Raw genomic sequence first — 12,770 nt, 5'->3', positions numbered from 1 at the left:
CTAGCGGAACATTACCTGCGTCATGCCGTCGCCGCCCTGGTCTTCCGGTGCGGTGTGGTAGGAATCCACGCCGGGGAAGGTGCGCAGAAGCTCGTGTACGGCCTTGCGCAGCGCGCCCGTGCCCCTGCCGTGGACGATTTCCACGCCTTCCACGCCGGAAAGCAGGGAGCGGTCGAGGAACTGTTCAAGCTCCGCCAAAGCTAAATCAGCACGCTTGCCCCTCAAGTCAAGGCGCAGGAAGGAAACGGGGCGTGAAACTTTCGTCGTGACGGAACCCTTCGGCCCTGCGGCGGAGCCGGACACGGGCTGAAGGTCGGAAAGCGGGGCCCACATGGTCACGCCGTTCAGGTCTATCTTGCCCTTGCCGTTCTTCTCGTCGAGCTCGCGCAGCACGGCCTTCTTGTTCCACATGCGGTGCAGCACTTCGCCGCCTACGGTGAAGAGCGCAGGGTCGGCGGCGGGCTTTTCCTCCTCCATATCCCTGGCGGAACGGGCAAGATCAGCACGCAGGCGCGACATTTCCTTCTGCGCCTGCTTGGCCGTGGCCTTGCCGCTCTTGTAGTCGCGCATGAGCTCCTGCGACATTTTGCGCACTTCCTCATCGAGCCTCTGGCGTTCCTTCTCCAGCTTCTGCTGCAAAGACTCGCGCCTGTCGCGCAGGCGGCGTTCTTCGTCCTTCAGGCGGGAGAGCTCTTCTTCCCTCTGCCGGGCCAGCTCGTTGAGGCGCTCCATCACCGCGCTCGCGTCGTCCCCGTCCATGAGCAGGTAATGCTCCGCACGCCGGAGCACGGACTCGGGCAGCCCATGTTCGCGCGCCACGTCGAGAGCCTGGCTGGCGCCCACCTGATCGTAGGCGAGGTGGAAGAGGGGCTTTTTGGTGGAAGGATCGAAAATCACCGAAGCCGCGCGCACGCCGTCGTGGGTGAGGGCGTAGCTCTTGAGTGCGGGAAAATGCGTGGCCGTCACCGTGTAGGCGCCCTTTTCCAGCATGCCGTCCAGCACCGCCTGGGCCAGCGCCGCACCCTGCGAGGGGTCGGTGCCGGAGCCGAACTCGTCAAGCAGTACCAGGGCGCGGCCGTCGAGTTTTTCCCAGATATCGGAAAGGTGACGTATCTGCCCGGTGAAGGTGGAAACGTGGTCGTCGAGGCTCTGTTCGTCGCCGATGAAGGCGTAGACGTTTTTCCAGAAGGGCAGGGTGGAGCCCCCGTCCGCCGGGACGGGCAGGCCCGCCAGCGTCATGAGGGTGATGAGCCCGAGGGTTTTCAGGGCCACCGTCTTGCCGCCGGCGTTGCCGCCGCTTATGACGAGCACGCGGTCGCCTTCGCGGAGGATGAGGTCGGCCGGTTCGATGCGGCGCGGGCCGGTGTAGTTCCTGTCCGCGGCGTGGCGGGCGGCCTCGAGCACGAGAAGCGGATGCCGCGCGGCCGAAAGGCGCAGAAGCGCCCCTTCCTCCAGCGGCACGCAGGCCCCGGAAAGGGCGGACCCCAGGGCGCACTTGCCCTGCAGAAGGTCCACCTGCACAAGCAGGTTCCACGCCGCTTCCACCTGCGGCATTTCCTGAGAGATAAGGTCCACGATCATGCGCATGACTTTGCGCTCTTCCTCGCGTTCCTCCTGCTTGAGCTCTTGCAGGCGGTTGTTCTGTTCCACCAGAAAAAGAGGCTCGAAATACAGAGTTTCGCCCGTGTTGGAATAGTCGTGGATGATGCCCTGCACCCGGCCCTTGAAATTAGCCTTGAGCGGAAGCACATAACGGTCGGAGGAGAGCGTCATGTAATCGTCCTGCAGGTAGCGGCCGATATTGAACTTTTCCGCAAACTCCTTCACACGGCGCAGGCAGTTCTGATGGATGCCGCGCAGCTCGCTGCGCACCAGAAGGAGCCCGGGGGAACTTTCGTCCTTCAGGTAGCCGTCGTTCCCCACGCAGCGGTTGAGCGCGGAAAGGGTGAGCTCGGGCATGGGGCAGGAGCAGGCGAGCTCGTCCAGAAGCGGGCGGCGAGCGGCCCCGGCATGGATGCTCAGGGCCTCGCGGCGGGCCAGGGAAAGAGTTTCTTTAAGCGCCCAGAGGCCGTCCATGTCGAGCAGCGCGTCCGCACGGGTGCGCACATGGGCAAGCAGGCCGGAAATATCGGGAAAGGAAACAGGGGAGAATTCGCCCTCGGCCAGCCAGGAGCGCGTTTCGTCGTAGAGATGCTGGCTTTTGCGCACTGCGCCTTCGTCGTCCATGGGGCGCAAGGCAAGAGCGGCTTCCTTTCCCGCCTCGGAGAGGCAGAAATCGGAAAGCCGTTCAAGCACGCGGGGAAATTCCAGAGCGTGAAGCGTTCTTCCGTCCATAGATCAGCCGGCCTGCTGCAGGCGCGCCTTCACCGCGGCGCTCACGGCCTTGCCGTCCACACGTCCCTTGTATTCCGCCATGATGGCGCTGATGGCGCGGCCCATGTTCTTCATGCCGCCGTCGAGCAGGGGAGCCACCGTTTTTTCCACCACTTCGGCAAGCTCTTCTTCGGAAAGCCGGGCGGGCAGGTAGGACTGAAGCACGGCCACCTCTGCGGCTTCTTTGTCTGCAAGGTCGGTGCGCCCTGCGGCGGTGTACTGCTCTATGGAGTCCTGCCGCTGCTTGACCTCGCGCAGAAGCACGCCCATGTAGTCATCGTCTTCCAGGGGGCGCATGAGCTCCACCTGACGGTTTTTGGCCGCCGTCTTCAAAAGGCGCAGCGTGCCGAGCTTCACTTGATCCTTGGCCTTGTAGGCCTGGATGTAGTCCTTGTCTATCTGTTCAGCGATACTCATAGCGTCTTCTTCATCCGCCGCCGGGGCGTGGCTGTGCTTCTGGGGGGGGCTGAAAATGGCAGAGGAGCCGGAAATCAGCCCGATGAAAGGTCCGATTTCCGGCTCCGGAACCGGTCTGCATACGGTTCAGAACCCATGCGAACCGTTGTCGTCGAATATTACCCCATGTTGACCTTGCGCATCTTCTTCATGAGGCGCTTGCGGGCAGCGGCCTTCTTCTTCTTGCGCATGACGCTGGGCTTTTCGTAGTGCTGGCGCTTCTTCATTTCTGAAAGAACGCCGGCCTTTTCCACCTGCTTCTTGAAGCGACGCAGAGCGATGTCGAAATTATAATCGTCTTCGTTGAGAAAAACTCCGGGCACGGAAATCACCCCCTTTTCAGCGAATCTCTTGTTCCGTCCGATCCGCCAGTTCTCAGGGTGTGTGAACCGAAAGGAAAAACGGAAAATGTGGCCCTGACCATACCTTGAGCGCGAAACCATACCGCTCTCGGGGCAGGGAGAGAAGAAAACTAAAACAGATTGCCGCAAAAAGCAAGCCCCCGGGGTACGCTACTCCGGGGAAAGCAGAAAAAAGAAATACTCCGTATGCCGCCTTGCGCGGAATATTCAGGGCGCAGGCTCGCCCCTTCCCGAAGGAGGGGGCGGAAAACGCCCCTTTTTCCCGCCCCGCAGGAAAAGCGGGGAAGGAGCCCGCGCACAAAGAGCCTTCGGGCGAAATAAAAGGCCCGCCCGCGGCAGGGAAGGGCCTGCCTCCCCGCCGGGAAACGGCCGCTCGGGAAAGGGCTTAGTGCTCCTTGTGTCCGTTTTTCGCATCCCTTATGGCGCGGGCGAACACCAGCGTAAGCCCGATGCCGAGGATGAGAAGCACCGCGTAGAGCACGCCGAAAAAGATGGCATAGTCAGGCTGCCACAGGGGCAGATCCCAGGGGAAGGGGCCATGTCCATTTTCACCATGAATAAGCATGAAGACTCCTTGAACGGCTGGCGGCCTGAGGCCCGGAGGTCGGGGTATGGCCGTCCGGCTACTGTATCTGCTTTTTCAGATTAATGCCAGCCCTGAATTTCACGACCTTGCCCGCGGGGATGGTGATGGCTTCGCCCGTGCGGGGATTGTGCCCTTTGCGTTCCTTGCGTTCTTCCACCACCAGGGAACCGAAGCCCGGCAGGGAAAGTTTGCCGTCGGAGGCAAGGGCTTCCTGTATGGCGTCGAGCAGGGCGTTCAGGGACTGTTCTGCGCCGCTTTTGCTGAGAGATGCCTGTTCGGCGATTTTGGCGATGAGTTCGGCCTTTGTCATGAACTGCTCCTTTCTGCCTGTGGCAGAGGTGAAAGGGGAGAGGGGGGCGCGGTTTTTCTTTAGGTACACGTTTCCTGCCCATCGTCAAGAGCGGCAGGGCGTTCCCTCATGATTTTTTCCGGGAAAAGGGCTTCGGCGAGGCGCTGGAAATCTTCCACAGCAAGGTTTTCCGGCCTCATGGCCGGGGCCAGGCCGAGGGCGGGGAGTATCTCCGGGGAAAAGCTTTCCGGCACAGCTCGGCGCAGTATGCCCTGCAGCTGCTTCCTCCGCTGCTGGAAGCATATCTTGATGAGGCGTGAGAGTTTTTCTGGATGCGCGGGCCTTTTTTCCGGGGGAAAGGGCTCGAAGACCACTACGGCGGAATCCACCTTGGGCGGCGGGGAAAAGGCGGAAGGCCCGATGATGAAGCCCTTTCTTGTCACGGCAAAGCTCTGCACCCATACGCTGAGCGCGCCGTAATCCTTGGTACCGGGCCTTGCCGTGAGGCGGTCGCCCACTTCCTTCTGTACCATAAACACGGCACGGGCAAGGGAGGGCACGCGGCTCACCACATCCCACATGAGGGGCGAGGCCACGTTGTAGGGCAGGTTCCCCGCAATTTTCCACGCCCCTTCCAGGTTTTCCCACGGGTAGGCGAGGGCGTCGCCCGCCACCACCTCCAGACCGGGCAGGGGCCGGGCGGCGTGCTCGGCCGCATAGTGATCATCCTTTTCCAGAAGAAGGAGCCTTTTCCACGGCAGGGGCCGCAGAAGGGCCGTCAGCGCACCTGGGCCTGGGCCGATTTCCATGATCAGGTCGTCTTCCTCCACGCGAAGAAGCTCCACGATGCGCCGCACCACGCGCTCGTCGCGCAGGAAATGCTGCCCCAGGCTTTTCTTCGCCCGGGCGGCGGTGAAGAGGTTGATATCGCTCATAGTGATCTTTGCTTTTTATGTATGATATGCCCTTTTTCTCCGGGAGGGAAGGGAGGCCGGGCCTGCGGCGTCGGCGAGGCGGCTGTGCAGGGCGCTCTTCCGGTTAGGCATGCAGCCGGGCCGTTGTCGTCAGCAGAAGCGCAACCTTGTTTTTCCTCTCCCCTCCGTGCCGGGGAACAGGCCCTTACGTCTACATGGAGTCGTAATGCCTGAAGCGCAGGGTGAAGCCCGCCCGCCCCTGAGTGGCGGAGCGCAGCGCCGTGGAGAAGCCGAAGAGGCGGCGCATGGGGGCTATGCCCGAGAGGTAGCGCATGCCGCCCCTTTCGCCGAGTTCCTCCACCTTGCCGCCGCAGTTCTGGAACAGGCTGATGGAGGAGCCTAGGGCCTCTTCCGGCGCGACGATCTCCACATCCATGATGGGTTCGAGCACGCAGGCGCGGGCTTTTTCCATGGCGTCGCGCACGGCCATGGAGGCGGCCATGCGGCAGCCCGCGGCCGTGGCGTTTTCCTTGCGTATGGCCGTCACGGTAACAAGGACGTCCTGCACGGGGTAGCCCGTCTGGGGGCCGGAGAGCAGGCTGTCGGAAATGCCTTGAAGCACTTCGTCCACCAGCGCCTTCGGCAGGGCTTCCTTCACGTCCGCCGGGTGGGCCAGGGCTTCTGCAAGCTCCACCCTGTTGCCTGCGTCGCGCCCGGCCGGGGCCATGGTGAGCACAACTTCGCCGAAATGATGCACCGTGCCGAGGTCGCGGTCGAAGAGGCCGTGCCCCTCGCCTTCGGCGCGCACCGTTTCCCGCGCCACCACCTGCGGCTGCCCGGCGCGCGGGCTGATGCCGTATTCGCGGCGCATGCGCTCAAGCACCACGTCGAGGTGCAGCTCGCCCATGCCGGAAATGATGCGGTCGCCGGAATCTTCGTCCTGGGTCACGCCGAGGGTGGGGTCTTCCGCGCTGTAGCGGGAAAGGGCCTCGTCCAGTGTCTTGCCTTCGTCCGCGTTACGCGGCTCAAGGGCCATGGAAATGACGGGCTTCACGCTTTCCAGGTTTTCCAGAAGTATGTCGAGGCCCGGCGCGGCGACGGTGTCGCCCGTGCGCGCGCTTTTGAGGCCGAGCACGGCCACGATATCGCCGGAGGAGGCTTCGGCGAGCTGCTCCTGCTGGTCCGCATCCATGCGGAACATGCGGGAAACGCGCTCGTCCTTTTTCTGCGCGGTGTTGCGCACCACGTCCCCTTCCTTCAGACTTCCGGCATAGATGCGGATGAGGGAAGTCTTGCGCCCGCCTTCCATGAGCACCTTGAAGACCAGGCCGCAGAAGGGGGCCTTCGGGCTTATGTCGAGTTCTTTTTCCTTTGTACCGTCCACGGAGCTGCCGCGCGGGGCGGGCACGTCCAGCGGCGAGGGCAGGTAGCGGCCCACGGCGTCGAGCAGGGGCTGCACGCCTGCATTCTTCAGGGCGGAGCCGGCGAATACGGGCGTCACCTTGCGCGCAAGCGTCGCGCGTTTTATGGCCTCGTGTATGTCCTCTTCCGTAAAGCTCTCCTCAAGGTAGCGTTCCATGAACGTATCGTCGTTTTCGCCCAAGGTTTCCAGGGTTTTTTCCCGCCAGAGCAGGGCGAGATCCTTCTCCTCCCCTTCGAGGGGCAGCTCTTCCATGGACTGCCCCTGGCTGTCCTCGTCGAAGATAAGTTTCTTCAGGGAAACGACGTCCGCCACGGCATGAAATTCCGGCCCTTCGCCGAGAGGTACGGTCACGGCCGCGGGCGTGGCCCCCAGCCTGTCGTGCAGGGCGTCGAGCACGGCGGAAAAATTCGCGCCTACCCTGTCCATCTTGTTCACAAAGGCTATTTTGGGCACGCCGAAGGCTTCGGACTGACGCCACACCGTTTCCGACTGCGGCTCCACCCCGCCCACGGCACAGAACACGCCCACCGCACCGTCGAGCACGCGCAGCGAGCGCTCGACCTCGATGGTGAAGTCCACATGTCCCGGGGTGTCGATGAGGTTCAGCGTCCAGTCCTTCCAGCGGCAGGTGGAGGCGGCCGCGGCTATGGTGATGCCGCGTTCCTGCTCTTCGGGCATGAAGTCCATGGTGGCCGTGCCGTCGTGCACTTCGCCCATGCGGTGAATTTTGCGAGTGTAGAAGAGGATGCGCTCGCTGAGCGTGGTCTTGCCCGCATCGATGTGGGCGATGATACCGATATTGCGGAGGTTTTTCATATTGTCCTGACTCATGAGGGTATCTCCTGGACAAGCTGGGCGCAGAGGGCGCGGGTGCGGAAAAATTCGGGGGAGGGCCCCGTCCAGAGCCCTTCCATGCCCGGGCCGGCAATGAGCGGAGCACGGCAGGGCGCGGCGGAAGGCTCGGGCGTGAATACGGCGCCTGCCCCGGGAGCCGGGGCGTCGAGAAGTTCCGCGTCGGGGTGCATCCAGAGAAGGCGCTTCTCCACCTCCGCAGCGGAAGGGACGCCGTTTCCGCCTTCACCTTTATATAAGGAAAGGATTCTCGGCGCTCCCCTGTCGCGATACACGGCCGTGCCGTCGGATACGGCCGTGTGCAGGAGATCCTTCATGCCTGCATCGCATCCTTCCGGGCCGGGAAAGAGCATGACTCTGCCCTCCGGCGAGAAGGCGCGCAGGTCTTCATAGAGCGAGGCAAGGCCCTCCGCGTCCATAAGGAAGGAATCCTCGAGCCCGGCCAGTTCCAGGGCCGCGGCCACGGGCGGGGCGAAGGGCGAGGCGGAAACGACGAGCACGCGCGGCACTCCGGCGAGGACGGCGGGGACGGTCGCGGCGAGAAAGCGCGCAGGCGAGGCGAAATCCGCCCCGGTCACGGCCAGAGCCCACGCGGCGGGACGGGCATACTCCGTGCGGGAAAAGCCTGCGCGCGCACAGGAGAAAGAGCTTTCGCTTTCGTCGTCCTGCATGCCGAAGCGGTGGAAGGCGAAGGCCATGGCGGTTTTCAGAAGCGCGCGCAGGGGCGCGGGAGTTTCTTCATAGGCTCTGGCATAAAGCTCATCGTCCGGGCGGAAGGCCTCCAGCCAGGCGGGAAGTTCAAAATTGGGGCTCATGCGGTTCTCCCTTTCCCTTCTTGGGTACGTTGCTCCCGCCCGCACGTCAAATGAAATGTTGCGGGGCCCGCCCCTGAGCTTTCCGCCCGGGCCTCCGGCTGACGAAGGATTTCCCGGAGAGGCAGGGCCGCCTTCGCGCCAGGGCGCGAGGGCATGTTCCCTCCTGCCTCCCGGCCCCGGGAAGTGAGGAAATACGTTGCGTTTTGGCAGGAACGGCTCTATCTTGTCTCGGATGTTCCATCCCAATCGGAGGCTCACATGCAAAAAATTCGTGTCCTGACCACGGCGGCGCTCGCCCTTGTCACCTTTCTTGCCGGCGGGGGTGTGATGAAGGCCGTCAGCGCGGAAAACGACTACGATTCCCTGCGCCGCTTCAGTCAGATACTGGACATGGTGGAGCAGTACTACGTCAACGAGGTTTCCCAGAAGGAGCTTCTGGAAGGCGCGCTCAAGGGTATGCTTCAGAACCTTGACCCGCACTCCACGCTGATGACGGAAAAGGAATTTCAGGAAATGCAGGAGAACACCAGCGGCGAATTCTTCGGCGTGGGTGTGGAAATAACCATGGAGAACGGCCAGGTCATGGTGGTGAGCCCCATCGAGGACACGCCGGGCTACAAGGCGGGCCTGCGTGCGGGCGACGCCATCATCGCCGTGGACGGGCAGTATACCATGGAAATGTCGCTTACCGAGGTGGTTTCCAAGATGCGCGGCAAGCGCGGCACCACGGTGGAGCTTCAGGTGCTGCACAAGAACGCCTCCCGCCCCGTGACTATGAAGATCAAGCGCGACGCCATTCCCCTCATCAGCGTGAAGTCGCGCGAGCTTGAGCCCGGCTACTGGTGGATACGCCTCACGCGCTTCAGCGGCCATACCGCCCAGGAACTTTCCGACGCCCTCGCATCGGCGAAGAAGAAGGGCGAGGTGAAGGGCATCGTGCTCGACCTGCGCAACAATCCCGGCGGCCTTCTGGACCAGAGCGTGGAAGTGGCCGATCTCTTCCTTGAAGAGGGCGTCATAGTGTCCATGCGCGGGCGCGACGCCTCTTCCGAGCGCTCCTTCAAGGCCCATTCTCAGCCGGAGGATGTGAACTGCCCCATGGTGGTGCTGGTCAATTCCGGTTCCGCCTCGGCCTCGGAAATCGTGGCGGGCGCGCTGCGCGACCAGAAGCGCGCGCTCATCCTGGGCGAGCGCACCTTCGGCAAAGGGTCGGTGCAGAACCTCATCCCCCTGGCGGACGGCACGGGCCTCAAGCTCACCGTAGCCCGCTACTATACGCCTTCCGGCAAGTCCATCCAGGCCGAGGGCATTTCCCCTGATTTTGAAGTGGCATGGGAAGCTCCGCGCGAGGACGCCGGCCCCTCCTTCTCTCTGCGCGAGAAGGACCTGCGCGGCCACCTGGAGCAGAAGGACGGGGAGAAGGAAGAAAAGCGGGAGGAAAAGGTGGGTGACGCGGAAGACGTGGGCGCCATGCTCGACCGCGACAATCAGCTCCGCCTGGCCCTTCAGTTCGTGAAGACCCTGCCCGTGGTGAAGGCCCTGAAGAACTGAAGAGGGCACGATATTTCATAACTTAGAGGGAGCTTTTTGCGCCCCGCAACGCAGGACGGAGGAATCCCATGATCCAGCAGACCCTTTCCATCATCAAACCCGACGCCGTGGCCCGCAACCTTCAGGGCGAGATACTCGCCATGATCCAGAAAAGCGGCCTGCGCATCGTCGCCATGAAGATGATCCGCCTCACCCGCGCCCAGGCGGAAGCCTTCTATGAAGTGCACAAGGAGCGCCCCTTCTACGGCGAGCTTGTGGAATACATGATTTCCGGCCCCGTGGTCTGCTCCGTGCTGGAAGGGGAGGACGCCATTGCCTCCTACCGCGCCCTCATGGGTTCCACCAATCCGGCCAACGCTGCGGAAGGCACCATCCGCAAGCTCTATGCCCAGAGCGTGCAGGCCAATGCCGTGCACGGCTCCGACGCTCCCGAAACCGCCGCCCGGGAAGTCGCCTTCTTCTTCAGCCGGACGGAAATCGTAGGCTGAGCCATGAAAAGGATCGGTTGCATAGGCTGCGGCAACATGGGGGCAGGCGTGCTCAAGGGCCTGGTCGCCCATGAGGAATTTGAGCTTTTCGGGCACGACCATACCCGTGCCAAGGTGGAAGCCATAGAGGCGGAAGGCCGCCGCGTGGCCTGGGCGGCAAGCCCGCTGGAGCTTGCGAGGCTTTGCGACGTGGTCATTCTCGCGGTGAAGCCCTATCAGATGGAAGCCATGCTGGAAGAGATACGCCCTGCGCTCGATCCTTCCAAGGTGGTGCTTTCGCTTGCGGCGGCCTTTTCCATGGAAAAGCTGCGGAAGGGCGTGGAAGGGAGCTGCCCCGTGGCGCGCTGCATGCCGAACCTTCCCGTCATTGTGGGGAAGGGCGTCTTTGCCCTGTGCCTGGACGACGATGCCCTTGACGAAGCTCGCCGGGAAGCTCTGCTCGCCATGTTCCGCCTCATGGGCAGGGCCCTGCCTCTGGCCGAGAACATGTTCCCGGCCTTTTCCGCGCTGGTGGGTTGCGGCCCGGCCTTTCAGCTGCTCTTCATGGAAGGGCTGCTCAATGCGGGCATCACCATGGGCTTCAAGGCTCCCGTGGCCCGGGAGCTCATCGCGGCCATGGTGGAAGGCACGGCCTGCCTCGCCCTGGAAGGCAAGGAGAGCTTTTCCGACCTGCGCGTGAAGGTCTGTTCCCCTTCCGGCACCACCATACGCGGGGTGAATCATCTGGAACGCTGCGCCGTGCCCGGCCATGCGGCCGACGCCGTGCTGGAAGCCTTGAAGCGCGACCTGGAAATGGCGGCCGCGAAGTAGGCCCCTCCCACCCGTCCTTTTTCCGCGCGCACGGCGAAAGCCGTGCGCGTTTTCGGCTCCGCTCCCGGAAACGGAGCGGAACGTGTGAATGCCCGTCTCCCCATTTCGGCGGCGCGGCCGATTTCGCTCCGCCGTCCTGCAAAGGCATCCCTCCCGGGGTGCCGCCCTGAAGAGAAAGCAGGGTTCCCGGCAAAAATGCCTTCCGGCAGGGGAGGGAAGTCCCGCGATGCCGGCAAAGCCCACGGAGGTGCCCCATGCAGATGCCCGACAGAAGGATGTTCTTCCAGATCAACTGGGGCCTGGTCTTTCTCACCATCCTGCTTTTCGCCGTGGGCATGGTGAACCTCTATTCCGCGAGCGGCTCCCGCATCGAGGGGGGCTTCGTGCTCTCGCCCTTCTATCAGCGCCAGCTCGTGTGGGGGCTCATCGGCCTTTGCGTCATGGTCACCTGCATGCTCATCGACTACCGGCGCATCGAAAGGCTTGCCGTGCCCTGCTATGTAATCGTGCTTTTTCTTCTTCTGCTTGTGCCCATTGTGGGCAAGACGGTGTACGGGGCTAAGCGCTGGATCGACCTCGGCGTCATGAATCTTCAGCCCAGCGAGCTTGCCAAGTTCGCCGTCCTTATGATGGGTGCCAAGGCCCTCTGCCGCGACGGGGAATCCCTGGGCTGGAAAAGGCTCGCCCAGGTGCTTTCCATAGGGCTTGTGCCCTTCCTCTTCATCGCCAAGCAGCCGGATCTCGGCTCCGGGCTTACGGTGCTCGTGCTTCTCGGCGGCATGGTGCTCTTCCACGGGGTGAAGTGGCGCGTGCTTCGCGTATGTCTTCTGGTCATACCCCTTGTCATGCCCCTCGGCTGGTTCGTGCTGCACGACTATCAGCAGGAGCGCATACTCACCTTCCTCGACCCCACGCGCGATCCGCGCGGCGCGGGCTACCACATCATACAGTCGCAGATAGCCATAGGCTCCGGGGAAATGTTCGGCAAGGGCTTTCTTGCGGGTACGCAGAGCCAGCTCCGCTTTCTGCCGGAAAAGCATACCGACTTCGCCATAGCCGTGCTCGGCGAAGAATGGGGCTTTGCAGGCTGCATGGCTCTCGTCACGCTGTTCTGCCTCTTCCTTATGGCCATGTACAGCACCGTGCGCGATGCCAAGGATCGATTCGGTTCCACCCTCGCAGCAGGCATCTTCTTCTATTTTTTCTGGCAGATCGTGGTGAATATCGGCATGGTGGTGGGCCTCATGCCCGTGGTGGGCATGCCGCTGCCCTTCATCAGCTACGGCGGCACCGCGCTCGTGGTCAACTGCGCGCTTGTGGGCATAGTGCTCAGCATTTCCATGCGCCGTTTCGTGTTCAAAAGCTAGCGCGCTTTCTGGCAAAGTCCGCGGGCAGGGGACGGCCGGAGCAAAGCCCCGAAGCGCCCGGGCGCAGAACCGGCAGATTCCATGCTTCGCTGCGGTTCCTTCCCCGTCCGGCAAGGCGGACGCGCTTGCCCGCGCAGCCTTGTCCCGGAGGCACAGGAGAGCCCGTATCGTCTTCCGGTTTTGTCCGGGGAGAAGTTCTGAAACGCCCCTTTGCGCCTTTGTTCTCCTGCCGGCAGGGAACCGGTATCCGTGCGCAACATGCGTATCGGCTCCATGTTGTCCTCTCTTTCTGCGGAAGGGGGCTTTGCGGAGAGTTTCCGGGGCATATTCCCGCCTGCCCTGCGCCGTCTCCTTATGCACACCCCTTCTGCCGTGAAAAGAGGGATAAAGAGGATTTTTTTTCATGCATTCTCTTTTTTCTTTTGCGGAAAGGAGGAGGTCTTTGCCTTTTACCGAGCCTTTTCTTTCGTGAATTTCCTTTTTT

12 protein-coding genes are annotated in these 12,770 nt (G+C 62.7%); 4 read left to right on the top strand and 8 right to left on the bottom strand.

The genetic code is table 11. The annotated features are described in order from the left end of the window. The 8 genes from K8W16_RS12285 to K8W16_RS12250 all read right to left on the bottom strand — a co-directional run bounded on the left by K8W16_RS12285 (position 1) and on the right by K8W16_RS12250 (position 8,070). Positions 1 to 2,334: an endonuclease MutS2 gene (locus K8W16_RS12285; protein ID WP_304124317.1), complete on the bottom strand. Its 2,334-nt coding sequence runs from the start codon at positions 2,332 to 2,334 to the stop codon at positions 1 to 3. A gap of 3 nt (positions 2,335 to 2,337) precedes the next feature. Beyond that, positions 2,338 to 2,790, bottom strand: coding sequence for a GatB/YqeY domain-containing protein (locus tag K8W16_RS12280; RefSeq protein WP_304124314.1), 453 nt, complete (start codon positions 2,788 to 2,790; stop codon positions 2,338 to 2,340). Positions 2,791 to 2,948: 158 nt separating this feature from the next. Then, on the bottom strand, positions 2,949 to 3,152 hold the full coding sequence (gene rpsU / locus K8W16_RS12275) for a 30S ribosomal protein S21 (RefSeq protein ID WP_077074093.1): 204 nt from the start codon (positions 3,150 to 3,152) through the stop codon (positions 2,949 to 2,951). A gap of 424 nt (positions 3,153 to 3,576) precedes the next feature. Next, positions 3,577 to 3,756, bottom strand: coding sequence for a hypothetical protein (locus K8W16_RS12270; protein WP_304124310.1), 180 nt, complete (start codon positions 3,754 to 3,756; stop codon positions 3,577 to 3,579). Between the two features lie 58 nt (positions 3,757 to 3,814). Then, on the bottom strand, positions 3,815 to 4,087 hold the full coding sequence (locus tag K8W16_RS12265) for an HU family DNA-binding protein (protein WP_304124308.1): 273 nt from the start codon (positions 4,085 to 4,087) through the stop codon (positions 3,815 to 3,817). Positions 4,088 to 4,146: 59 nt separating this feature from the next. Beyond that, positions 4,147 to 5,001, bottom strand: coding sequence for a 16S rRNA (adenine(1518)-N(6)/adenine(1519)-N(6))-dimethyltransferase RsmA (gene rsmA / locus K8W16_RS12260; protein ID WP_304124306.1), 855 nt, complete (start codon positions 4,999 to 5,001; stop codon positions 4,147 to 4,149). 190 nt (positions 5,002 to 5,191) lie between these two features. Beyond that, positions 5,192 to 7,234 carry an elongation factor G gene (gene fusA / locus K8W16_RS12255; protein ID WP_304124303.1) on the bottom strand — a complete coding sequence of 681 codons (2,043 nt, stop codon included), beginning with the start codon at positions 7,232 to 7,234 and terminating at the stop codon, positions 5,192 to 5,194. Continuing rightward, a complete protein-coding gene (locus tag K8W16_RS12250; RefSeq protein ID WP_304124300.1) occupies positions 7,231 to 8,070 on the bottom strand; it encodes a hypothetical protein in 840 nt (279 codons plus the stop codon). The genes fusA and K8W16_RS12250 overlap by 4 nt, the downstream gene beginning before the upstream one ends. Before the next feature lie 327 nt (positions 8,071 to 8,397). On the opposite strand from K8W16_RS12250, the gene K8W16_RS12245 reads away from it, so the two are divergent. From K8W16_RS12245 to rodA, 4 genes are all read left to right on the top strand, one after another. Next, complete coding sequence (locus K8W16_RS12245; protein ID WP_304124342.1) at positions 8,398 to 9,621, top strand: S41 family peptidase; 1,224 nt, start codon at positions 8,398 to 8,400, stop codon at positions 9,619 to 9,621. Between the two features lie 68 nt (positions 9,622 to 9,689). Then, on the top strand, positions 9,690 to 10,109 hold the full coding sequence (gene ndk, locus K8W16_RS12240; protein WP_304124297.1) for a nucleoside-diphosphate kinase: 420 nt from the start codon (positions 9,690 to 9,692) through the stop codon (positions 10,107 to 10,109). Positions 10,110 to 10,112: 3 nt separating this feature from the next. Next, a complete protein-coding gene (proC, locus tag K8W16_RS12235) occupies positions 10,113 to 10,919 on the top strand; it encodes a pyrroline-5-carboxylate reductase (protein WP_304124294.1) in 807 nt (268 codons plus the stop codon). 254 nt (positions 10,920 to 11,173) lie between these two features. Beyond that, positions 11,174 to 12,286, top strand: coding sequence for a rod shape-determining protein RodA (gene rodA, locus K8W16_RS12230; RefSeq protein WP_304124291.1), 1,113 nt, complete (start codon positions 11,174 to 11,176; stop codon positions 12,284 to 12,286). Positions 12,287 to 12,770 lie beyond the last annotated feature (484 nt).

Source organism: Mailhella massiliensis (assembly GCF_020741395.1).
In the GTDB taxonomy this organism is placed as follows: domain Bacteria; phylum Desulfobacterota; class Desulfovibrionia; order Desulfovibrionales; family Desulfovibrionaceae; genus Mailhella; species Mailhella massiliensis_A.
Note: the sequence above shows the minus strand (reverse complement) of the source record. Positions and strands in the feature narration are given on the sequence as shown.